Here is a 22,664-nt window from a genome sequence, read left to right on the forward strand (position 1 = left end):
AGCACCTCGGTCTCTCAGTTGCACCCAGGTGACGCTATCGCAGGCAAGCCAGCTCCCACAGGTTTAAACCAGCTTAGCTTCGAAGGCCGGGCTCACAGGCTTGGGTTTACGAAACACCAACACATTGCCCAGCATCACCAGCACCAACCCCGCCAGGGCCGGAGCGGTCCACTGGTAGCCCTCGGCAAACGCCGAGACGTTCAGCGCCACCACCGGGAACAACACTGTGCAATACGCCGCACGCTCCGGCCCCATGCGCCCGACCAGGGTGAGGTAGGCGGTAAAGCCGATCACCGAACCCGGGATCACCAGGTACCACAGGGCGCCGATGTAACGCGCACTCCAATCCATGTCGAACGGGATGCCGCGCACCGCGCAGTAGGTCGCCAGCATCACCGAACCGTAGGCCATGCCCCAGGCGTTGGTGGTCAGCGGCTTGAGCCCGGCTTTCTGTTGCAGGCTCGAGAGCATGTTGCCCGCCGAGAAACACATCGTGCCGAGCAACGCCAGGCCCAACCCCAGCAAGGTCTGCGGGCTGGCGGTATGCCCGACCAGTTCCGGCCAGAACAAGAAGCCCAGCCCCGACAAGCCCAGCGCGCCCCCCATCAATACGTTGCGCGCGACGCGTTGGCCAAAGAACACCCGGGCATTCAGCGCGTTCCACAGCGTGGCGGTGGAAAACACCACGGCCACCAGGCCGCTGGGGATCCACTGGCTGGCGGTGAGAAAGCACATGAAGTTCACGCAGAACAGGCACAAGCCCTGGGCCAGGCAAATCAAATGCCCGCGCCGGTTCATCACCTGCAACTTGCGGCTGAGCAACAGCAGCACAAACAGCACCAGGGCCGCCAGGCCAAAGCGGTAGACGATCGACACGGGAATCGCCACGACGCCCAATTGCCATTTGAGGGCGATCCAGGTGGTGCCCCAGATCAACACGGTGAGTACATACAGGAAAAGGTTCATGGTGGGCTCCGGTGATTGAGCCACAGTGTCCCTCGCAGCCAGCCCCGATCTCTTGCACATTCTTGCGCTTTTGTCGGCTGGCAGGATCACAGCAGCCGCTGCGCAGAGTAGGATGCAAGGCGTCGGAGAATACACACCATGCCTGATCTGCAATCCCTGCAAGTCTTTCAAGCCCTCAACCGCTCGCCCCACGCCCGCCTCGAGGCCTGCGCCGAGCTGGGTGACGGCTTGTCTGCAGCCTTGTGGAGCAACCATCACGATTCCCAGGATTACCAGGCGCCTGGGCACCACACCCTGTCGTGCTACATCGGTGGCGGCACCGGTACCTTTCGTCGCGATCAGCCGGGCACCAAGGGCGGCCCCGACAAGCTGTGCATCCTGCCGGCCGAACACCGCTCGGCCTGGGTGATCAACGGCGAGATCCGCCTGGCCCACGTGTATTTCAGCCCGGAGCAATTTGCCCTCGGCTGCGTCACCCTGCTCGACCGCGAACCCCGTGAGCTGCAATTGCGCGAAAGCACTTTTCTTGAAGACGCCCGCCAGGCCCAGCGTTTTCACCAACTGATCGCGCTCAATTGGCAGGAGCCCGCCGAGCGCTTGCTGACCAGCAGCCTGGCCCACGAAATGCTCAGCCACACCTTGCTCAGCCAGGTGGGCGCACGTGAAGGGCTGCGTTTGAAAGGCGGGCTGGCCGCACACCAGCGGCGGCTGTTGGTGGACTACGTCGAGCATCACCTGGAAGAGCCGATCAGCCTCGGCCAATTGGCGGGCCTGTGCGCGCTATCGGAATACCATTTTGCGCGGATGTTCCGCCAAAGCTTCGGCCTGCCGCCCCATCAATACCTGCTGGCGCGTCGCCTGGCCCGCGCACAGGCCTTGCTGCGCGGCGGCACCCTGCCGCTGGGCGAGATCGCCTGGTTGTGCGGTTTCTCCAGCGCCAGCCACTTCACCCACCGTTTCCGCCAGGCCATGGGCGCGACGCCCGGGGAATACCGCCAGGCGTTCGCTTAACCTTCAACCGCCCATCAAGCCCAACGTCTTGGCCTTGGCCACCGCTTGCGTGCGCCGCTCCACGCCCAGCTTGCTGTGGATACGCCGCGCGTGGGTCTTCACGGTGTGCAGGGAGATAAATAAGCGGTCGGCGATTTCCAGGTTGGAATTGCCCAGGGCAATCAACTGCAACACCTCCAGCTCGCGCTGGCTCAGCGGGTTGTCCACCGCACCGGCGGGCGACGCCTGTGGCTCCAGGCCCAACTCGCTCAGCAGCCCGGGCGAACGCAGGCGCAACTCACGAATGGCTTGCTGCACCTGGCAACGCCCCGCCAATTCCAAGCCCGCGCGCAAGGCTGTACGGGCCTGGGCCGGGTCACCCAGTTGCCATGCCACTTCGCCCAACACCAACAGCAGCTCGGTCTCCAGGCACAGCATGCCGCGCTCGCGGGTGGCATCGAGCAAGGCAGTGAGCCGTGGGATCGGTTGCTCGGCGCAGCCCAGTTTGACCTCGGCCAATACCAGCAGGTATTCCAGGCGCGGGATCAATTCCAGCGTGGCGGGCGGCGCCTGGCGGGCGTTTGGTCCACGGAAGTGGCGCAACACCCGGCGAACCGCTTCCATCGTCAATTCGGCGCGGCCTTGCTGCAGCCAGAAATGCCCGCTGACCAACAGCAACACGGCGCGATACACCGTGTCGGGTACATGACGCTGTTGCATCAAGCGCTCGGCCTCCCGCAACTGGATAAACGCCTGGGCGTAATCGCCACGGTTCGCCGCCAGTAACGCCAACCCGAGAAACCCGTACAGCACGCGCTTATCCTGACTGTGCAGGCACATCTTCAAGCCCGCGTCGAAACACTCGGCCGCCACTTCATCCTGGCCTTGGCGCAACGCCAGGTGCCCGCGCCGCAACGCGATACGCCCCACCAGCGGGCCAGCCTTAAGCCGCTGCGCAAGCAACCTCGCCTGCACCTGTTCAAGCAGGCTTTGCGCCCGGTACGGCGCACCGCGTTGTTCCAGCAATTGCGCGTGATCCAGTTCGAGCAGAGCCTCCAGCAACAGCGAACCGTGGGCACGGGCCAGGCACAACGCTTCGCGGCTCAAGGCTTGGGCCGTATCCAGCTCGCCGCGCAGCAACGCTTGCTGGGTCAGCCCCGACAGGCACATCAGGCGCGAAGTCCACGCACTGTCGGGCAAGGCTTGCAGCGCCTCCAGGAAATGCTCGCGGGAACGCTCGGCATCGCCGCCCAGGTGCAACAACCAGCCCCACTGCGCCTGCCAACGCGCCAGCAAATAACGTTGCTGGGCCGCCGTCGGTTGCGGCGTAAAACGCGCCAGTTGATCGATACATTGCGCGGCCTGTTCAAAGCGCCCGGCGAACAGCAACGCGGCCGTGACCAGCCCCACCAGTTGCGCAGAACCGAGCATCAATTCATCGCCATGCTGCTCGTGCAGGCGCAGCAGCAACGCGGCGTTCTGCTGGCGGAACAGGTCTTCGAAACTGAAGTGCTGCAACAGGCTCACGGCCACTTCGTACTCTTCAGCAAGCAAGGCTTGTTCGAAGGCGGCCTGCCAGTCCTGCTCGGTGGTGAACCACTGACAGGCCCGCCGGTGCCAGGAGCGTTTGGCCGGCCAGGGTTCGTCACTCAGCAATCGGGCAAGCGGCGGGAAGACCTGAAGCCAGTCAGTGTCCTCCCACGGCTGGATGAACGCGCCAAGCGCCTGTAAATCGCGCAGGTAGTGGTCACCGTCACCAAAGCCGAACAAGTGCTCACACAGCCCCGCATTGAAGCGCGGCAGATGGGCGAGCACGCGCCAGGCCTCCGCCAGCTCGGCCGGCAAGGTGCCAAACAGTTCGTGTTGCAGGTAGTCGAGCAAGGTCTTTTCAGGGTGGCCATCGCCCAGCAAGGCGATGCGCACGCCCGCGCACCAGCCGCCGCTGAACTGCATGACACGCTCAACCGACTGCCCTGGCGCATGCCGCAGCAGTGACTGGACCTCTGCCGGGTTGAATGCCAATTCAGCGCCGCACTCCAGCAACTCATCGTCGAGCAGCAAGCGTGGCCAGTTGCACAACGGCCGTCGGCGCGCACCCAGCCACCACGTCAGCGCGGGGCTGGTGGCGGTGAGCAGGCGGTCGAGCAAGGCGTCGGTGTCTGGCGTGGGCAGACGGCAGAAATCATCGAGGAATAGCCATGCCGGGGTTTGCCAACGGGCCAGGTCCAACAGCAACGTGGCTTCATCGGTGAAGGCCAGGCCCAGGTTTTGCGCCAGCCGCTGGCACAGATCGAGGGGGCTCAAGGCCGCGCCATTGAGTGGCAACCAATGCACCTGGCACCCCGTGGGCGCCTGCAAGGCGCATTCGGCGAGCAACGCACTTTTGCCGCTGCCACCGGGCGCACACAGCAACTTCACACGCACCTGCGCCGCCAGCAACGGTTCGGCCAGGCGCGGGCGCAATAAATGGTGGGAGGACAGCCGTGGCATGAATCCAGGACGGTCCAGGCAGCGTGTCATGGCGGTCATTGCTGCATCCTGCTTTTTTATTGTTATGCAACCTGGCGCCTACCCTAGTCCTGTGGTCGGCGGTTGTTGAAGAAGTATTCAGCGAACTGATTTCAAGCCATGCATAAAACCGACTGTGGGAGCTGGCTTGCCTGCGATGACGGCAGTGAATTCACTATCGTCATCGCAGGCAAGCCAGCTCCCACAGTTGAACAACATTTCACATTGCGATCAGCGAATGCCCTCGGACCTCAGGGCTGCCGGGGTGTAGTCCGCCGCTTTCGCTGCGAAGCCGAACACGAAGCTGCTCTTCTCTTCGTTTTTCATGCCCAGGGCGATGTAGCGCCCGGCGATGAGGTCATACAGGGTTTCTACGGTGTAGGCCGGCACCTGGTGGTCGTAGTAGAACTGCGCATGACCTTCGGCCACCCGCCACAGTTGGCCACGGCCGTCGTAGTGATCGACCAGCGCCACCTGCCAGCTGTCTTCGTCGATGTACATGTGGCGCTTGGCGTAGATGTGCCGCTCGCTAGGCTTGACCGTACCGACCACTTCCCACACGCGGTGCAGCTCATAGCGGGTGAGATCCTGGTTGATGTGGCCTGCCTTGATGATGTCGTCGTATTTGAGGGTTGGCTGGTCGAGCTTGTAGCTGTTGTAGGGAATGTACATCTCCTTCTTGCCCACCAACTTCCAGTCGTAGCGGTCCGGCGCGCCGGAGAACATGTCGAAGTTGTCCGAGGTGCGCAGGCCGTCGGACGCCGTGCCCGGCCCGTCATACGCCACTTGCGGCGCGCGACGCACGCGGCGCTGGCCGGCGTTGTAGATCCAGGCCAGGCGCGGTTCCTTCACTTGGTCGAGGGTCTCGTGCACCAGCAGCACGTTACCGGCCAGGCGCGCCGGCGCGGTCACCGACTGCTTGAAGAAGGTCAGCACGTTGGCGCCCTTGGCCGGGTCCATGTCCGGGATCAATTGCGGTACCGCCACCTCCTCTTCGAAGCGGATCGGGGTGTAGCTGCCGTTGGTCTGCGGGGTGGCCTGGGTGATGATGCGGCGCAGGTTGCCACCGTGGTAGCGGGTGATGTGGTTCCACAGCACCTCCACGCCGTTCTTCGGAATCGGGAACGCGTAGTAGCGGTTGCCGGTGAAGTTCTCCAGGCCGTTACCGTCGTTGATCGCGTGCACGTTCAAGGCGCTGCGCTTGATCGACTCGTAGATGTCCGCCGGCAGGTTGACCGTGCGATGGCTGGGGTAGACAGGGATCTTGTATGTCTCAGGGTAACGCTTGAACATCGCTACCTGGCCGTCGGAGAGTTTGTCCTTGTACTTGTCGACGGTGGCTGCGGTGATCACGAACAGCGGTTTTTCGCTGGCGAACGGGTCGGCGAGAAAGCCCTTGCTGTCGACCGCACCGGCGTTTTTCGGGATGCCGCCGGTCCAGGCCGGGATCGAGCCATCGGCGTTGCCGGCTTTTTCCGAGCCCATGGGCGTCAAGGTGGTGCCGAGCTTGGCGGCTTCTTCAGGCGACACCGCCGCCATCACGTTGGCGGCCAACAGGCTGAGGGCCATCACCGCAAATATCTTACGCATAGAGTCTTATCCTTCTTTAAGCCAGATCAGAAGTTCGCGCCGAAGCTGAGGGCGATAAAGTCACGGTCGGTCAGGGTGTTGTAGTCACCGCCAAAAAAGTCGGTGTAGCTCAGGCTTGCGGTATAGGTGCTGCGGTAATCCGCATCCACCCCAACGCTGATGGCCTTGGCGCCTTTGTTGAACAGGCCGTTGGGGCCATAGCCGGCCACATCATGGGACCAGGACAGGTTAGGCTTGAGGTTCACCCCGGCAATGGCGTTGTTGTAATCGAGGATCGCCCGGGCGCGGTAACCCCAGGAGTTGGCCGTGACGAAACCGTCGGTGTCACCCTGGAAACCGTAGGCGCCGTATACCGAGTCGCGGCCATAACGCAGTTTGGATTTGTCTTCCAGCCCGCCGACGTGCACGTAAGCCGCTTCGCCTACCAGTGTCAGACGTTCAGCGCCCAGCACCTGGTCGAAGAACTGGGTCATGGTGCTTTGAATCTGGGTGATTTCCTTGCGGCGGTAACCTTTGTTGTCGTCACCGAAGTTGCTGCGGATCGGCGAAGCCAGTTGCCCGGCGACCGGGTTGATCAGGGCCAGGGTCAGGTCGGTGGTGTTGAGTTGCACCGGAGCGTTGGGGCGGTAGCTGATCTCGCCGGTCCACGCCGTGCCGGTGGGCAAGGTGGTGGAGAAGCTGGCGCCGAACAGGCGGATATCTTCCGGGTAGTCGAGGTAATACTGGCCACGCCCGAGCATCAGGCTCTGGACCAGACCTGCGCCAGAGCCGGGCGCGAGACCATTGGCTGCACCGGCGATCGCACCGAGCCTGGCCAGGCTCGTGTTGTTGGTGATGGTGCCCACGGTCGGGGTGCGGCTGTGGTAGTTCATGAAATACAGGCCGTATTCCGTATCATCCCCCAACCAACGCAACGCCGTACCGAATTGGCCACTGTCACGGGCGTCGCGATCCTGTGCACGCTGCACGATCACCCCTTCGCGCGTCACTTGAAAGCCCTGCCCAAACGCGGCGGCAACGGGCTGCAACGGCGCAATCGCCGGGTTACCGACCGTGTAGTTGTCATTACAGCCATGGGCCGCCACATCCCCACCAAAGAATGTGCCGCAGTTATCCAGCACGGTGTTTTCCCAGTTCAACTGGTAGAAACCTTCCACTGTCAGCTGGTTGGTCAGGCTCTGGGAGGCGAACAGCATGTTCACCGGGATCAGCCCTTCCTTGATCTCTGCGCCTGGGCGACGGAACGCCGAAACGTCGATGGGGTTGATGCTATTGATGGAATTACCGATAAAGGTGCTCTCGCCCCAGCTGACCACTTGCTTGCCCAGCCGCACGTTGCCCGGTTGATCGCCGATGGAGTAATTGTGATAAACGAAGGCGTCGAGCAATTCATAGCCCGAAGAACGCGCGCCCTCGTCACGATGGTGGTTGCTGATCTGCTTGAACTCACGATCTTCGTCCTGCAACTCGAAGTCGTACCAGTACTTGCCGCGCACAAACACGCCGCTGTCACCGTACTTGAGTTCCAGGTCGTGAATGCCCTTGAAAATCTTGGAAAAGGTCTCGCCTTTCTTGAAGTTCAGGCGTCCGTCATCGCCGGTAGACGCCTGGCCAGTACCACCGTTGACGGTGCCCACCAGCTTCTTGTCGGCATCGCGCATGCCCCAGCTCGCGCCGACCGACAGCGAGGAGTCGAATTGCCCTTCGATCTCGCCAATGTTGAACGAAACAGCCTGCGCCTGGGCACAGCAACCCAGTGCAACCGCAGCCGCCAGCGCTTGCGGCGTGAAGATGGCGCGCATTGTTGTTTTTGTCATGCGTCTTCCCCGGTGAGTGACAGAAGGCCCCACCCTACTGCCGCGCATCAGGAGCGATAAGCGCACCAAAGGGGTATTCGTGCTGTCGCTCGAAAGGATTAACCGGCGCGCTGGCCGGGGTTTTGGCGGGGGCATGGACCAGGTGGATGGTGGGTTATCAGGGGGATGGATAGCACGCAAAGCAACTGTTGCCGATTCAGTAACAGTCCTTGTCCCGATCCGCTATTACTCATTCTGTTACAACCGACTATTCTTAGCGGGCTTTCAGGGCGAACCGCCCGCTTCCCCAGCCGGAAGAAAAGCTGGATTCAAATGGATTGATGCCTGTTTTCAATCTGTTATCGGTGTTCACTGACGTTGATTTGTTGCTCCTTGATCCAACGTCTTACTTCGGCCGCTGCCTTTGCAGCGGCCTTTTTTATGCCCAAAATAAAACGGGGCGCTATTCGCGCCCCGTGGGATTCAACAGCGTTCAAGCAACGATCAGAGGCTGAACTTCTGTAAGTTGGCCATCATCTCCTTCAATGCTTCGATGTTGTCCTTGGGATGAGCGGCGCCTTCGAAGTCGCAGATCTGTGCCCAATGCGCAGCCACATCATCCGGCGAGAACCCGGCTTCCGGGTCGAAGCCCACGCCCAGGCTGCGCTCCCAACGGGTCTTGCCGATCCAGCCACCGCCCACTTCAAATAACCCCGACGTTTCCTGGCACGCCTCGCTACCCAGGTACACCACCAACGGGCTGACCAGTTCAGGCTTGAGCCGCTCGAACACTTGCGGCGGGATCAGGCCTTCGGTCATGCGCGTGCCGCCGGTGGGAGCAATGGCGTTGACCAGGATGTTGTTCTTGCGCCCTTCCAGCGCCAGGGTGCGGGTCAGGCCATACAAGCCGAGCTTGGCCATGCCGTAGTTGGACTGGCCGAAGTTGCCGTAGATGCCGGAGGTGGACGCAGTGAAGATCACCCGACCGTAAGCTTGTTCACGCAGGTGCGGCCAGGCGGCGCGGGTGACTTTGTAGGCGCCTTCGACATGCACCCGGTAAACCAGGTCCCAGTCGCTGTCGTCCATTTTGTGGAAGGTCTTGTCGCGCAGGATGCCGGCGTTGTTGACCACCACGTCGATGCGGCCGAAGGCGTCCAGCGCGTTCTGGACGATCTTGTCGCCATCGGTGACGGAATCATGGTTGGCTTCGGCAATGCCGCCCGCTTCGCGGATTTCGGCGACCACGCGGTCGGCAGCGGAGGCATTGGCGCCTTCGCCCTGGGTAGAGCCGCCCAGGTCGTTGACCAGCACTTTGGCCCCATGCCTGGCGAACAGCAGCGCATGGGCCCGGCCCAACCCGCCGCCGGCACCGGTGACGATCACGACCTTATCCTGGAACTGCACTGACTCACTCATACCGAACTCCGCTGGCGACAATGGGAATAGGTTGAGTGTCAGGCACAGGGCCTGCGGTCACAATAAAGTCAGCCAGGGCTGAATGGTGCTCGATAAGGCAGCGGGATGATTGTGCGAAGGTTCACGTATCTGGACGCTGGCTTATGTGGGAGCCGGGCTTGACCGCGATGCAGGCACCTCGGTTTTTCAGTTGTACCCAGGTGATGCTATCGCAGGCACGCCAGCTCCCGCACAGGCCCGGCGATGCGCTCGCGAAACGCCAGGTAATGCTTGAGCACCTGCACTGGCGCCTCGATCTGCGGGTAATGGCCGATGCCTGCCAGTAGCACCGTGTCAGCGTGCGGCACCAACTGGTGATAACGCTCCACCATGTGCGCGCCGGAGATCGGGTCGACCTCGCCGTCGATCACCCGCAACGGCACGTCACCGCGCTGCATCGCCGCCACCCACCGCTCACGCTGGCGACGGCGCTGGGGAATGTAGGCGATCAGTTTGTGCAGGATGCGCGTGCCGTCGTTGCAATTGATCAGGCTCCAGAAGTCATCCAGAGCACTTTCGCTGGGCCGGGTGTGAGGCCCGAAAATCTGGCTGAAGCTGTTCGACAGCGCGTTGCGCCCGAAGGTACGGCCGATCATCCAGCCCAGAGGGCTGAGCAGCAGTTTCTGCACCAGGGCCGGGCGATGGGTTTCCGGAAACAAGCCACCGTTGAGGAACACACAACTGGCCATCTGAAACCGGCCTTCGTAGTGCCGCGCCAACAATTCCTGGGCGACGCTATCGCCATAATCATGGGCCAACACGTGCACCGGCTGTTCCACCCGCAGGTGATCGAGCAAGGCCTGTTGCAAGTCGGCCTGTTCCAACAGGCAATAGTCGTGATCCAGCGGCTTGGCGGACTCGCCGAACCCCAGCATGTCGCACGCGATCACCAGGTTGCGCTGGGCCAGGGGTTGCCACAGGTAATGCCAGTCCCAGCTGGCGGTGGGGAAGCCATGAATCAACAGCAGCGGTTCGCCTTGCCCGGCCACCCAGTAACGGATCGTGCGGCCACGGAAGTCGAAGGCCTGGCTGCGTTTGCGCCAGGCTCTGAGCGGGATCTCGGCGAGTGGCATCAGCTTTTATACCCCGGGTCTTGGCTGTCCAGCTTACGCAGCAGCGCCGGCCAGGCCAGCGCGCCTCCCATACCTTGCGCGCTCTTTGTGACAGCGGCCACCATCGCCTTGGCCCCGGCCAGAATCTGCGGCCCGATGGCAATCAGTTCCGCCCCGCCGTTTTGCGCCAGCACCTGGATTTCGCAGGCGCGCTGGAAGGTGAACATCATCAGGAAGGTGTCGGCGATGGTGCTCCCGCAGGTTAGCAGGCCGTGGTTGTGCAGCATCAGGAAGCTGTTTTCGCCGAGGTCGGCCTGCAAGCGGGCTTTCTCTTCGTGGTTCAGTGCCACGCCTTCATAGGCGTGGTAAGCCAGGCTCGACAGCACGAAGATTGATTGCTGGCTGATCGGCAACACGCCCTGCTTCTGCGCAGCCACCGCCACACCTGCTGCGGTGTGGGTATGCAGTACGCACGTCACATCGTGGCGCACTTCATGGATGGCGCTGTGGATGGTGTAGCCCGCCGGGTTGATCTCGTAGGGGCTGTCCATCAACTTGTTGCCGGCCTGGTCGACCTTGACTAGGCTCGACGCAGTGATCTCATTGAACATCAGCCCATAGGGGTTGATCAGGAAATCATCGGTACCCGGCACCTTGGCCGATATGTGGGTGAAGATCAGGTCGTCCCAGCCATGCAGCGCCACCAGGCGATAACAGGCCGCCAAGTCGACACGGGCTTGCCATTCGGCAGCGCTGACTTGGGCTTTGACATTCTGTGGCGTTAGAGCGGGGGCTAGGCTCACGGCAATGACCTCCTTGGCGCACTTCTTATTTATTGTTTTTTTAGTGATGGGCCAGTCTAGTCAGACACCCCAGCCGCCGTAGTTGCCTTGGCAGCCAGCTTGATGACCGTACGAGTCAGTCAGAAGAATAGTCCAAATGGCGTCAGAGAAGCGCCGCCAATAAAGGCACGGCAAACAGGTTAAGCAACCCCGTCAACACCATCACCAGGCCCGCCACCGAGCCCTCTTCGCCGCCCACTTCCCGCGCCCGGCTGACACCCGCGCCATGGGCGCCCACGCCAAACAGAGCGCCCCGCGCCAGCGGTGTGCGCAGTGGCAACCACTTGAGCAGCACACCGCCGAGCATGGCGCCGAACACACCGGTAAACATCACGAACACGGCGGTGAGTTCCGGCACGCCGCCGAGGTCGGAAGATACGGGCATGGCAAACGGTGTGGTGATGGAACGCGGCACCAAGGACATCGTCACCGAGCTGTCCAGCGCCAACGCCTTGGCCAGGCCGAACGAGGTGGCGATGGACGCCGCGCTGCCTGCGACCATGCCCAACAGCAACGCCGACCAGTGAAGTGCCAGCAAGCGGCGCTGTTGCCAGATCGGCACGGCGAACGCCACGGTAACCGGGCCCAGCACGAGCATCAGCCAATGGGTGTCGGCGGCGTATTCGGCGTAGGCGGTTTTCATCGGCACGGCCACCGCCAGTAACAGCACGGGTACCAGGATCAATGGCGACAGCAGATAGCGCCCGGTGCGGCGATAGATCCAGCGGCTGAAAATATAGGCACCCAGGGTCAGGGCGAGCCAGAACACTGGCATCAGCTCAAGCTTCACGGCGCATTCTCCAGCGGCACACCAGCTCGACGGTGAACGCGGTCACCAGCATCACCGCCAACGTGCTGAAGCCGATCACCAACAGGATGCGCCAGCCATCGTTGCGCAACAGGCCGCCGTAATCGAGCAGGCTCATCAAGGCCGGAATGAAGAACAGCAGCATCTCCGCCATCAACACCCCGGCGCCCAGTTGCAGGGCGGCCGGCTTGACCAGCCCACTGGCAAAGGTCGCCAGCAACAGGCCCAGGCCCACCACGCCGCCCGGGATTGGCCAGTTCAGCCACACGGCCAGTTCGCAGCCCAGCAGGTAGATGGCCAATAGCACGACCAGCTCAGTCAGCAGGCGGCCGAGATGTTTGAGGGTGAAACGTTTCATGGGCTTGGGTTCCTCGCAGAAGGCCATTTTAAAGAGGCCATGCCCATCCCCACAGCGAATTGTTAGACTGCCAACTATTCCAAACTGGAATTTGGCCCATGGAATTCAAACAGCTGCGCAGCTTTGTCGAAGTGATCCACCGAGGGGGTTTTACCCAGGCCGGTAAAACCCTGCACATCAGCCAATCGGCCGTGAGCAAACAGGTTGCGCAACTGGAGCAAAACCTGGGCATGCCGTTGCTGGAGCGCACGGGTTCGCAGATCCGCCTGACCGCCGCAGGCGAGGTGGTGTTGCAGCGCGCCGAGGCCATGTTGCGCCTGCAGTCCGAATTGCTCAGCGAACTGGATGACATGCAGCAACTGACCCGCGGCGAGCTGCGCCTGGGCCTGCCGCTACTGGCGGGCGATACGCTGTTTGCCGGGTTGTTTGCCGAATACCGCAGGCGCTACCCAAACGTCACTATCCAATTGCTGGAAGGCGGCAGCCGCACCATCGAGCAGGCGATCTTGAGTGGCGAACTGGACGTGGGTGGCAGCCTGATGCCGAGCGACCCGGCCTTTGCCTGGCAAGCCTTCTGCGATGAACCGCTGGATGCCCTGCTGCCGATGGACCACCCGCTGGCGGAAAACGCCCAGGTGCGCCTGGAAGAATTGGCCGACACGCCATTCCTGATGTACCAGCGCAGCTTTGTGTTGAACGATCGGTTGATGCAAGCCTGTCAGCAGTTGGGCTTCACCCCGAAGGAGATCGGCCGCAGCGGGCAGGCGGATTTCCTCGTGGCACTGGTGGCAGCCGGCCAGGGGGTGGTGCTGCTGCCCAGTGTGGTCGCCCGTGGGCTAGTGCGACCGGGGGTGGTGCGCCTGACGCTCAAGGCGCCGGACTATCTGCGCTGGGACATCGCCTTTATCTGGCGTGAGGGCGCCTATCTGTCGAAAGCCGCCCAGGCCTGGTTGGCGTTGCTGCGCGAGTTTCCGGTCAGCCGCGCAGTGCAGTGACCAACTCCGCCAGCCACGGCTCGGCATCGGCTTCGGGGGTCACGCTTTCGCTGGCGTCCAGGCGCAGCATTGGCAGCACTTCGCGCACGCCCAACTCGCCGAACAGCTCGCGCATTTGCTCGCCGCCGCCGCAGAAGGTATCGCCGTAGCTCGCGTCGCCCAAGCCGATCACGGCGCCAGGCAGGCCGCGCCAGGCGGCAGGCAGTTGGTCACGAATAGTCGAGTACAGCGGCTGCAGGTTGTCGGGCAGCTCACCCATGCCGGTGGTGGACGTCACCGCCAGGAACGCCTCGGGAGCGAAGGCCTGCACGTCGGCCAAGGTGGCGCGCGGGTTGTGCCAGGCTTCGAAACCGGCGGCGTTGAGGATGCCGGCGGCGTGGCGGGCGACTTCTTCTGCGGTACCGTACACCGAGCCGGAAAGGATGGCGACTTTCATCAATCTGATCCTGTAGTTGAGCGAAAGCGTGGGATATTAGCAGCTACCGCAAATGTTTCGGCGTGCGTCGTGCAACATTCAAGGCATGCCATAAACTCCACTTTTCAAACTCCAGCCATGGACCGCTCAATGATCAACGCCCAACTGATGCAAATGGTCATCAACGCTTCCAACGATGGCATCGTCATCGCAGAGCGCGAAGGCAAGGACAAACCGCTGATCTACGTCAACCCGGCGTTCGAGCGGATAACCGGCTATGGTGTGGACGACATCCTTTATCAGGATTGCCGCTTCCTGCAGTCGGGCGACCGTGACCAGCCCGCCTTGATCGCCATTCGCCAGGCCCTCGACAGCGGCGATTCCTGCCGGGAAACCCTGCGCAACTATCGCAAGGACGGCACCCCCTTCTGGAACGAGCTGTCGATTTCGACGGTGTATAACGAGGCCGACAGGCAGACCTACTTTGTGGGCGTGCAAAAAGACGTGACCACGCAGGTCAAGGCGCAGCAGCGCGTTGCGCAGTTGGAGGCACAAGTGGCCGAATTGAAAGACCAGTTGGCGGCCCTTCAGGCGACGAGCGGAACCAACAAATTGTAGAAAACGCGGCCTTTAGAGCGATAATGGCTTTTTAATGTCTCACCGTGAGCACCCTCATGCATCGCGACGCTCTACTGACCCAGGACGAACTGGACTTCATCCAGAACATGCAGCACAACCCGCAGCTCAACCTGCGGGACGCATCGTCGAGCCTGACCGTCAACGGCGGCGCGCAGATCCGTGACTTGCTCACCCGGCTGGCCGCTCACGACCACCTCACCATCCAGGCACAATTCGACAACCAGCAACTCACCTTCCCCCTGCATCTGGTGGAGGATGAGTTTCACGCGGTGCATTTGCGCCTGGGCGTGCCGAGCATTTTTGAAGATGGGCCGATGATCCGCCCGTGGCGGCTGGCACTGGAAACCCCGGTGGCACTGGAGAACGTCAAGGGCAACCCGGGCGCGCTGTGGGTGCACGAGGTGTCATTCAAGGGTGTGTTGGTGGAAATTCGTGGCCGGATCAAACCACCGAAAACCTTTTCGCTGTGGTTCAGCCCTTCCGGCTACGAACGCATCGCACTGCGCGGCACGCTGGAGCGGGAAACCGCCCGGGGTTTGTTCGCCTATCGCCTGAGCCAGGGCGATGCGGATGAGACCGAGCGCCTACGCCAGTTCATCCTGCATCAGCACCGTTTGGTGCATCCACAGGTGCACGCCTGAGATCAGGTATCCAGCTGACCGCTGAGAAACTGCTGCAAGCGACGCTGCATCAGCCGTGCGTCGTTGCCCAGGCAGCCAATCGACGAGCCCATCAGGCTCGCCTCTGCCAAGTCTGATGCATCACCGGCCAGCAGCAGCGGGCAATCCAGCGTCATGGCGAGGCGCTTGAGGCGCAACGGCAACTCACTGCCAGGAAAACGATTGGAAAACATCACCAGCGCCTGGGGCCGGGTCTTTTCGCAGACCAGCGTCAGCTCATCGAAGGGCTGACCAACCCCCAGGACTTTGACCGCGAGGTTTTCCGTCGACATCAACAAGCCTGCAACCAACAACTCCAGCTCGCGGCACTCCCCGGCGATGGCGGATAACAGCACCCTGGGCGCAGGCGTTGCCGTCGCCATTTGCAGGCGTTGCGCGGTACGTGAGCGCAGGAAGTTGTCGAAGAACAGCCACTCGCTGGCCTGGCCGAAGTCACCATGGTGACGCAGCAATTGCTGCCACAGCGGCATCAGGATGTCCTGGAACACCACGGCCATGGAGTAGGCCGAGAAAATCTGGCCGTATAGGCGGTCAAGCTGGCGGTCATCGAATGCACTGATGGCCTGGCGCAATTGCACTTGCCATTGGCTCCACTCCATCTCGGTATCGATGCGCGATGTGCTGGTTGGCGCGCTGCGCAACTCATCCCGCGCCAGGATCTTGCTCACCTTGCTCACCGCTACGCCGCGCTCGATCCAGTCGAGAATGCGGTGCACGGTGTCGATATCGCTGCTTGAGTACAGCCGATGCCCACTTTCGGTGCGCACGGGCTGGATCAGCCCGTACCGTCGCTCCCACGCACGCAATGTGACCGGGTTGACGCCGGTCAGCCTTGCGACTTCGCGAATCGGAAACAACACCACGTCGTCAGCCTGGCTGTCTTGTGTGGTTTCACGCTGTGGGGCAATGATTTCGGGCATCTGGAGTCGGAAACAGCCGTGCAAATGTGGATCCTATTTAACGCCGATTGCCGTCGTCGATTCAAGGTCTGCGGCGATCTGTCCGAAGTCTCTGGCGTATTTGGGCAAAACAGGAATAATCCTTGCCTGTTTTTACGTAGCAGCCCCACCCGGCCGCTACGTTTGTGCGCCGCCTACCCGGCCCAGCGCACCTGATTACTTGGAGATACACAATGTCTACCTCACCCGTCACCCTGATGGTTGCGCGCCGCGTGGCCAAAGGGCGCTATGAAGAATTGATGAGCTGGCTGCGCGAAGGCGAACAACTGGCCACCGACTTCCCTGGTTACCTGGGCTCAGGCGTGCTTGCCCCGCCGCCCCACGACGACGAATTCCAGATCATTTTCCGCTTTGCCGACGAAAAGACCCTGCATGCCTGGGAGTTTTCCGCCTCCCGCAGCGCCTGGCTGGGTCGTGGCAGTGAGCTGTTTGCCGACCCGTCAGAGCATCGCGTGAGCGGCATTGATGGCTGGTTTGGCGCGGCAGGTTCACGACCACCGCGCTGGAAGCAGGCGGTGGCGATCTGGCTGGCGTTTTTCCCGGTGTCGCTGATTTTCAACTTTGTACTGGGCCCGTTGCTCGGCGAGTTGGACCTGGCTCCCCGCGTATTGGTCAGCACCCTGTCACTCACGCCATTGATGGTTTACCTGTTCATTCCGCTGTCGACTCACCTGCTGGCCAGCTGGCTGCATCCCGCACCCGCACCTCGCAAGGCTACTGAAGCCGCCGCGTGAGTACAGGGGGCGCGGTCGCTGGTATGATTTGAGCCTGCCAGCGAATCGAGTCCCCCATGATTGCAACAGACGCCCCGATCCTGATCACCGGTGCCGGCCAGCGTGTCGGCCTGCATTGTGCCGAGCGCCTGCTGGATGACGGCCACTCGGTGATTTTCAGCTACCGCAGCGAACGCCCTGGCGTACACGCCCTGCGCGAGCGTGGCGCCGTGGGCGTGTTTGCCGATTTCTCCAGCGAGGCCGGGATCCTGGCCTTTATCGCTGAGCTGAAGACTCACACCGACAGCCTGCGCGCGATCATCCACAACGCCTCGGCGTGGGTTGCAGAAGCCCCAGGCGACGAGAGCCAAGCGTTTAGCGACATGTTCAGCGTGCACATGCTTGCGCCCTACCTGATCAACCTGCATTGTTCACCCTTGCTGCAACGCTCGACACCGGCAGACATCGTGCACATCAGCGATGACGTGGTGCGCAAGGGCAGCCGCCAGCACATCGCCTACTGCGCCACCAAGGCCGGGCTCGACAGCCTCACGTTGTCGTTCGCCGCGCAGTTCGCGCCGCTGATCAAGGTCAACGGCATCGCCCCGGCGATGGTGATGTTCAACGAGGGCGACGACGCGGCCTACCGCGCCAAGGTGCTGGCCAAGTCGGCTCTGGGCATCGAGCCCGGGCCCGAAGTGATCTACCAGAGCGTGCGTTACCTGCTGGATAACCCTTATGTCACTGGTACCACCCTGACCGTCAACGGCGGGCGGCATATCAAGTAAGCCGTTTGTGAGGATGTTGTATGACCTTGTCCCTGCCCCAACACTACCGCGAGATCCTCAAGAGCCTGGGCGAAGACCCGGAGCGCGAAGGGTTGCTCGACACGCCCAAGCGCGCCGCCAAGGCCATGCAGTATCTGTGTCATGGCTACGAGCAGAACCTGGAAACCATCGTCAACAGCGCACTGTTCACCTCCGATAACGACGAGATGGTGATCCTCAAGGACATCGAGCTGTACTCACTGTGTGAGCATCACCTGCTGCCCTTTATCGGCAAGGCCCACGTGGCCTACATTCCGACGGGCAAGGTGCTGGGCCTGTCGAAGCTGGCGCGCATTGTCGACATGTATGCACGGCGCCTGCAGATCCAGGAAAACCTCACGCGGCAAATCGCCGACGCCATCCAGAGCGTCACCCAGGCGGCCGGTGTGGCGGTGGTGATTGAGGCGCAGCACATGTGCATGATGATGCGCGGCGTGGAAAAACAGAATTCAACCATGAACACCTCGGTGATGCTCGGCGCGTTCCGCGAGTCGAACACCACGCGCATGGAGTTCCTGCAACTGATTGGACGGAGCAAGTAGCAATGCCACAACTTCAACCAGGCATGGCGCGCATCCGGGTCAAGGACCTGTGCCTGCGTACGTACATCGGCATCAACGAGGATGAGATCCTCAACAAGCAGGACGTGCTGATCAACCTGACCATCCTGTATGCCGCGCAGGAAGCCGTGCGCGACAACGATATCGACCACGCGCTGAACTACCGCACCATCACCAAAGCCATCATTGCCCACGTCGAAGGCAACCGCTTTGCCCTGCTGGAGCGCCTGACCCAGGAGCTGCTGGACCTGGTGATGAGCAACGAGTCTGTGCTGTATGCCGAAGTCGAAGTGGACAAGCCCCATGCGCTACGCTTTGCCGAATCGGTGTCGATTACCCTGGCGGCCAGCCGCTAACCCCTGAGATTTGCGTGAGCCCTATGAACGATCAACAACGCCTCGAACTCGAAGCCGCCGCCTTCCGCCGGCTGGTGGCCCACCTGGACAGCCGCAAGGATGTGCAGAACATCGACCTGATGAACCTCTCCGGTTTCTGCCGCAACTGCTTGTCCAAGTGGTACAAGGCCGAGGCCGACGAACGCCACATCGAGCTGAGCCTCGATGACGCCCGCGAAGTGGTGTACGGCATGCCGTATGCCGAGTGGAAAGCCCACTACCAGAAAGAAGCCAGCGCTGACCAACAGGCGGCGTTTGCCAAAGGAAAAACCCATGACTGATTTGAATGCCCTGCGTGCCAGCCTCAACAGCGGCGAACATGTATTTGCCGACACCCTGGCTTTTGTAGCCGCGGGTTACGACTACCAGCCGCAAGCCTTCACCAACGGCGATGTTGAAAATGCCGCCGGCCAGAACGAGGGTTCGTGCAAGACCTTGGGTTTGGCACTGCTGGAAGGTTTGAGCGATCAGGAAGCGCTGCTGGCGTTTGGTGAGCATTACCGTTCGGTGGTGGCCACGCCGGAGGGAAGCGATCACGGCAATATTCGTGCGCTGATCGCGCACGGCCTGGCCGGTGTGAAGTTCACCGCACAGCCCCTGACCCGCCGCTGATTCAACAACGGAACACTGTCAATGTGGGAGCCGGGCTTGCCCGCGATGGCGGTGGTGGCTGACACACCGCTATCGCAGGCAAGCCAGCTCCCACATTTGTCTTGTGGTGTTAATTGGATCGCGGGCACAAAAAAACCGGCCTCTCAGCCGGTTTTTTTATTTCAACGGGTTTAGAACGAAGCGTCCTTCAACCCATCAAGGTAACGCTCGGCATCCAGGGCCGCCATGCAGCCGGCGCCGGCCGAGGTGATGGCCTGGCGGTACACGTGGTCAGCCACGTCACCGGCGGCGAAGATGCCTTCGATGTTGGTAGCAGTGGCGTTGCCTTCACGGCCGCCCTGCACCACCAGGTAGCCGTCTTTGGCTTCCAGCACACCTTCGAACAGCGACGTGTTCGGGGTGTGGCCGATGGCGATGAACACGCCGTCGACTTTCAGCTCGTCGAAGCTGCCGTCGTTGTTTTTCAGGCGGGCACCGGTCACGCCCATGTTATCGCCCAGGACTTCGTCCAGCGTGGCGTTGAGCTTGAGGATGATCTTGCCTTCAGCGACACGGGCGTGCAGCTTGTCGATCAGGATCTTCTCGGCGCGGAAGGTCTCGCGACGGTGAACCAGGGTCACGGTGCTGGCGATGTTGGCCAGGTACAGCGCCTCTTCCACCGCGGTGTTACCACCACCGACCACAGCCACCGGCTTGTTGCGGTAGAAGAAACCGTCGCAGGTCGCGCAGGCCGAAACGCCCTTGCCCATGAACGCTTCTTCCGACGGCAGGCCCAGGTAGCGGGCGCTGGCGCCGGTGGCGATGATCAGTGCGTCACAGGTGTAGACGCCGCTGTCACCGGTCAGGCTGTAAGGCTTCTTGGAGAAGTCGACCTGGTTGATGTGGTCGAACACGATCTCGGTTTCGAAGCGCTCGGCGTGCTCTTTCATGCGTTCCATCAGCACCGGGCCGGTCAGGCCGTGGACGTCGCCCGGCCAGTTGTCGACTTCGGTGGTGGTGGTCAACTGACCGCCCGCCTGCATGCCGGTGATCAGCAGCGGCTTGAGGTTGGCCCGGGCAGCGTAGACGGCAGCGCTGTAACCGGCAGGGCCGGAACCGAGAATAATCACTCGCGAATGACGGGTATCAGACATGACTCACTCCTATCGACCACCCGGGCAACAGGGCGGCTGGAATAAAAAAGGACTGCGAAGCACTTGGGGAAGGCTTGAACTCGCACGTCCTGAAAATAATGGGTGCAGCGTATAGAGGGGGGCAAGATTAAGGAAATACGGAATAACAATCCAGCTCATAGGTGGTCTCTATGCTGTCGACCTAGTTGATCGATGGGTTTGTTACTGCTGATGTCGTGGCTTTCGCCTGTTAAGCAAAGCCGGTAAGGTCGGCGCGTTCGTCCCTCTGCTCGGAGTTCTCCATGCCCGCCCCTGCTCTTTCCGGCCCGCAATACCTGCGTGAAGGCCTCAAACTGGTGTTGAGCCCTGGCCTGCGCCTGTTTGTGCTGCTGCCGCTGGCAATCAACCTGGTGCTGTTCGTCGGCTTGATCTATTTCGCCGGCCACCAGTTCAGCTTGTGGGTCGACCATTTGATGCCGACGCTGCCCAGTTGGCTGGGTTTTCTGAATTACCTCTTGTGGCCGCTGTTTGTGGTGCTGGTGGTGTTGATGGTGTTTTTCACCTTCACCATGCTGGCCAATATCATCGCCGCGCCGTTCAACGGTTTTCTCTCGGAGAAAGTTGAGGTGGTGGTGCGCGGCACGGATGACTTCCCGGCCTTCAGCTGGGGTGAACTGATCGCCATGGTGCCGCGCACCCTGGCCCGGGAAATGCGCAAGCTGGGCTACTTCCTGCCACGGGCCATCGGCCTGTTTATCCTGTCGTTCATCCCGGTGGTCAACCTGGTCGCCGCGCCGCTGTGGCTGTTGTTCGGCGTGTGGATGATGGCGATCCAGTACATCGACTACCCGGCCGACAACCACAAGCTGGGCTGGAACGAAATGCTCGCCTGGCTGCGCCAGAAGCGCTGGCAGAGCATGAGCTTCGGCGGGATCGTCTACTTGGTGTTGCTGGTGCCGGTGGTGAACCTGCTGATGATGCCGGCGGCAGTGGCCGGGGCCACGCTGTTCTGGGTACGCGAACAGGGTGCCGAGGCGATGGCACAGCAGCAAAAAGTGACCCCGTCATAAATCCATCATCTGGAAGACACAATGACGACATGGCCCACGGTGACACTGTGGGTCATGACGACAGCCTCGCTTCACATCACCCTCATTACCGAAACCTTCCCGCCAGAGATCAACGGGGTGGCCAACACCCTTGGCCGCCTGTGCGAGGGTTTGCGCGCGCGCGGCCATCAAGTCGAGCTGGTGCGCCCACGCCAGGGCAGTGACCAGAGCCGCCCCAGCGACGATGAATTGCTGCTGTGTCGTGGCTGGCCATTGCCGGGTTACCCCGGCCTGCAATGGGGCCAGTCGTCGATGCACAAGTTGCTCAGGCGCTGGACGCGCCAGCGCCCGGATGTGCTGTATATCGCCACGGAAGGGCCGTTGGGCTTGTCTGCCCTGCGCGCAGCCAGGCGCCTGGGCATCAGCGTGGTCAGTGGATTTCACACCAATTTCCAACAGTATTCCAACCAATACGGTTTGAGTGTGTTGAGCCGGATGGTCACCCATTACTTGCGCTGGTTTCACAACCGCTCGACCTTGACCCTGGTGCCGAGTGCCAGTCAGCGCCTGGAACTGGAGCGTCGGCATTTCGAGCGTTTGGGCATGCTGTCGCGCGGTGTCGACAGCCAGCTGTTCCACCCGGCAAAACGCGATAACGCGCTGCGTGAAAGCTGGGCCTTGAACGACGAGCAAACCGCTGTGTTGTATGTAGGTCGATTGGCGCAGGAAAAGAACCTGGGACTGCTCAAGCGTTGCTTCGAGACGTTGCAAGACACCTACCCTATGCGCCAGATGAAACTGATCATCGTCGGCGATGGGCCGCAACGGGCCATCATGGAGAAGGAACTGCCCGAGGCAATCTTCTGCGGCACCTTGCGCGGTGAAGCGCTGGCGCGGCATTACGCGTCAGGTGACGTGTTCCTGTTTCCCAGCCTGACGGAAACCTTTGGCAATGTGGTGCTGGAAGCGATGGCGTCGGGTTTGGGAGTGGTGGCCTATGACCAGGCCGCAGCGACCCAGCATATTCGCCATGGCTACAACGGCGTGCTGGCGATGCCGGGGGACGAAGATGCGTTCTGCGATGCCGCCAACTGGCTGCTCGAAGACGCCGAAAGCCTGCGCCGCATGCGCCTCAATGCCCGGCAACATGCCAGCCGTCAGGGCTGGCCGGCGATTATCGAGCAGTTTGAGCAGCAGTTACGAGGTGTGTGCCAGGGAGAGTTCGTTGCTCCGCCGTTACCGTCCCCACGCTGATTCGTCGACAGCGCACGTCGTCCACTTCACCACTCAGCGGCTACAGCCGACGGTTTACGTGACAGCCATTCGGAATAGGCAATAGTCAT

24 protein-coding genes are annotated in these 22,664 nt (G+C 61.7%); 12 read left to right on the top strand and 12 right to left on the bottom strand.

Annotation, left to right across the window (positions count from 1 at the left end; all coding sequences use genetic code 11):
- Positions 1 to 63: 63 nt before the first annotated feature.
- Entirely contained in the window at positions 64 to 966 is a 903-nt protein-coding gene (locus tag AC07OV_RS09490) for a DMT family transporter (RefSeq protein ID WP_495092108.1), read from the bottom strand.
- Between the two features lie 138 nt (positions 967 to 1,104).
- Here AC07OV_RS09490 and AC07OV_RS09495 point away from each other — a divergent pair, with 138 nt between their 5' ends.
- Positions 1,105 to 1,977, top strand: coding sequence for a helix-turn-helix domain-containing protein (locus AC07OV_RS09495; RefSeq protein ID WP_176996970.1), 873 nt, complete (start codon positions 1,105 to 1,107; stop codon positions 1,975 to 1,977).
- Between the two features lie 3 nt (positions 1,978 to 1,980).
- On the opposite strand, the gene AC07OV_RS09500 is transcribed toward AC07OV_RS09495, so the two are convergent.
- The 8 genes from AC07OV_RS09500 to AC07OV_RS09535 form a co-directional block, all read right to left on the bottom strand.
- Entirely contained in the window at positions 1,981 to 4,485 is a 2,505-nt protein-coding gene (locus AC07OV_RS09500; RefSeq protein ID WP_494996597.1) for a LuxR C-terminal-related transcriptional regulator, read from the bottom strand.
- A 210-nt stretch (positions 4,486 to 4,695) separates the two neighbouring features.
- A complete protein-coding gene (locus AC07OV_RS09505; RefSeq protein WP_176996968.1) occupies positions 4,696 to 6,054 on the bottom strand; it encodes a DUF1329 domain-containing protein in 1,359 nt (452 codons plus the stop codon).
- Between the two features lie 26 nt (positions 6,055 to 6,080).
- Complete coding sequence (locus AC07OV_RS09510; protein ID WP_494996596.1) at positions 6,081 to 7,871, bottom strand: DUF1302 domain-containing protein; 1,791 nt, start codon at positions 7,869 to 7,871, stop codon at positions 6,081 to 6,083.
- A 483-nt stretch (positions 7,872 to 8,354) separates the two neighbouring features.
- A complete protein-coding gene (locus tag AC07OV_RS09515; protein WP_176996966.1) occupies positions 8,355 to 9,266 on the bottom strand; it encodes an SDR family oxidoreductase in 912 nt (303 codons plus the stop codon).
- 206 nt (positions 9,267 to 9,472) lie between these two features.
- Positions 9,473 to 10,378, bottom strand: coding sequence for an alpha/beta fold hydrolase (locus AC07OV_RS09520; protein ID WP_495092109.1), 906 nt, complete (start codon positions 10,376 to 10,378; stop codon positions 9,473 to 9,475).
- The gene (locus tag AC07OV_RS09525) at positions 10,378 to 11,160 is read right to left on the bottom strand and encodes a class II aldolase/adducin family protein (RefSeq protein WP_495092110.1); all 783 of its coding nucleotides are present in this window, start codon (positions 11,158 to 11,160) and stop codon (positions 10,378 to 10,380) included. The genes AC07OV_RS09520 and AC07OV_RS09525 overlap by 1 nt, the downstream gene beginning before the upstream one ends.
- Positions 11,161 to 11,302: 142 nt before the next feature.
- Positions 11,303 to 11,989 carry an LrgB family protein gene (locus AC07OV_RS09530; RefSeq protein ID WP_495092111.1) on the bottom strand — a complete coding sequence of 229 codons (687 nt, stop codon included), beginning with the start codon at positions 11,987 to 11,989 and terminating at the stop codon, positions 11,303 to 11,305.
- Complete coding sequence (locus AC07OV_RS09535; RefSeq protein WP_176996962.1) at positions 11,979 to 12,365, bottom strand: CidA/LrgA family protein; 387 nt, start codon at positions 12,363 to 12,365, stop codon at positions 11,979 to 11,981. Before AC07OV_RS09535 ends, AC07OV_RS09530 begins: the two co-directional genes overlap by 11 nt.
- A 98-nt stretch (positions 12,366 to 12,463) precedes the next feature.
- Here AC07OV_RS09535 and AC07OV_RS09540 point away from each other — a divergent pair, with 98 nt between their 5' ends.
- Complete coding sequence (locus tag AC07OV_RS09540; protein ID WP_495092112.1) at positions 12,464 to 13,360, top strand: LysR family transcriptional regulator; 897 nt, start codon at positions 12,464 to 12,466, stop codon at positions 13,358 to 13,360.
- Here AC07OV_RS09540 and AC07OV_RS09545 read toward each other — a convergent pair.
- Entirely contained in the window at positions 13,341 to 13,796 is a 456-nt protein-coding gene (locus tag AC07OV_RS09545; protein ID WP_016971066.1) for a flavodoxin, read from the bottom strand. The two genes, AC07OV_RS09540 and AC07OV_RS09545, sit on opposite strands and share 20 nt — an antisense overlap.
- 129 nt (positions 13,797 to 13,925) lie before the next feature.
- Between AC07OV_RS09545 and AC07OV_RS09550 the strand changes: the two genes are divergently transcribed.
- A complete protein-coding gene (locus AC07OV_RS09550; protein WP_494996591.1) occupies positions 13,926 to 14,393 on the top strand; it encodes a PAS domain-containing protein in 468 nt (155 codons plus the stop codon).
- Positions 14,394 to 14,449: 56 nt separating this feature from the next.
- Entirely contained in the window at positions 14,450 to 15,055 is a 606-nt protein-coding gene (locus tag AC07OV_RS09555) for a hypothetical protein (RefSeq protein ID WP_176996958.1), read from the top strand.
- Positions 15,056 to 15,057: 2 nt separating this feature from the next.
- Here AC07OV_RS09555 and AC07OV_RS09560 read toward each other — a convergent pair whose 3' ends face one another.
- Positions 15,058 to 16,014, bottom strand: a complete 957-nt coding sequence (locus AC07OV_RS09560) for a MerR family transcriptional regulator (RefSeq protein WP_494996589.1) — start codon at positions 16,012 to 16,014, stop codon at positions 15,058 to 15,060.
- A 212-nt stretch (positions 16,015 to 16,226) separates the two neighbouring features.
- Here AC07OV_RS09560 and AC07OV_RS09565 point away from each other — a divergent pair, with 212 nt between their 5' ends.
- From AC07OV_RS09565 to AC07OV_RS09590, 6 genes are read left to right on the top strand one after another with little or no spacing between them, the layout of a single operon-like run.
- A complete protein-coding gene (locus AC07OV_RS09565; protein ID WP_495092113.1) occupies positions 16,227 to 16,787 on the top strand; it encodes an antibiotic biosynthesis monooxygenase in 561 nt (186 codons plus the stop codon).
- A gap of 56 nt (positions 16,788 to 16,843) precedes the next feature.
- Entirely contained in the window at positions 16,844 to 17,554 is a 711-nt protein-coding gene (folM, locus tag AC07OV_RS09570) for a dihydromonapterin reductase (protein ID WP_495092114.1), read from the top strand.
- Between the two features lie 20 nt (positions 17,555 to 17,574).
- On the top strand, positions 17,575 to 18,135 hold the full coding sequence (folE, locus tag AC07OV_RS09575) for a GTP cyclohydrolase I FolE (RefSeq protein WP_495092115.1): 561 nt from the start codon (positions 17,575 to 17,577) through the stop codon (positions 18,133 to 18,135).
- A gap of 2 nt (positions 18,136 to 18,137) precedes the next feature.
- Positions 18,138 to 18,509 carry a dihydroneopterin triphosphate 2'-epimerase gene (gene folX / locus AC07OV_RS09580; RefSeq protein WP_003176029.1) on the top strand — a complete coding sequence of 124 codons (372 nt, stop codon included), beginning with the start codon at positions 18,138 to 18,140 and terminating at the stop codon, positions 18,507 to 18,509.
- 23 nt (positions 18,510 to 18,532) lie between these two features.
- On the top strand, positions 18,533 to 18,829 hold the full coding sequence (locus AC07OV_RS09585) for a DUF1244 domain-containing protein (protein ID WP_176996953.1): 297 nt from the start codon (positions 18,533 to 18,535) through the stop codon (positions 18,827 to 18,829).
- Positions 18,822 to 19,160, top strand: a complete 339-nt coding sequence (locus tag AC07OV_RS09590) for a HopJ type III effector protein (RefSeq protein ID WP_312493766.1) — start codon at positions 18,822 to 18,824, stop codon at positions 19,158 to 19,160. Before AC07OV_RS09585 ends, AC07OV_RS09590 begins: the two co-directional genes overlap by 8 nt.
- A gap of 170 nt (positions 19,161 to 19,330) precedes the next feature.
- Here the strand turns inward: AC07OV_RS09590 and trxB are convergent, their stop codons facing one another.
- A complete protein-coding gene (gene trxB / locus AC07OV_RS09595) occupies positions 19,331 to 20,293 on the bottom strand; it encodes a thioredoxin-disulfide reductase (RefSeq protein WP_010206474.1) in 963 nt (320 codons plus the stop codon).
- 281 nt (positions 20,294 to 20,574) lie between these two features.
- On the opposite strand from trxB, the gene cysZ reads away from it, so the two are divergent.
- Both cysZ and AC07OV_RS09605 read left to right on the top strand, forming a co-directional pair.
- Positions 20,575 to 21,342 carry a sulfate transporter CysZ gene (gene cysZ, locus AC07OV_RS09600; protein WP_494996587.1) on the top strand — a complete coding sequence of 256 codons (768 nt, stop codon included), beginning with the start codon at positions 20,575 to 20,577 and terminating at the stop codon, positions 21,340 to 21,342.
- A 54-nt stretch (positions 21,343 to 21,396) separates the two neighbouring features.
- Complete coding sequence (locus AC07OV_RS09605; protein WP_494996685.1) at positions 21,397 to 22,575, top strand: glycosyltransferase family 4 protein; 1,179 nt, start codon at positions 21,397 to 21,399, stop codon at positions 22,573 to 22,575.
- Positions 22,576 to 22,664: the final 89 nt, after the last annotated feature.

It is taken from the genome of Pseudomonas sp. GW821-FHT09A09 (assembly GCF_059418405.1).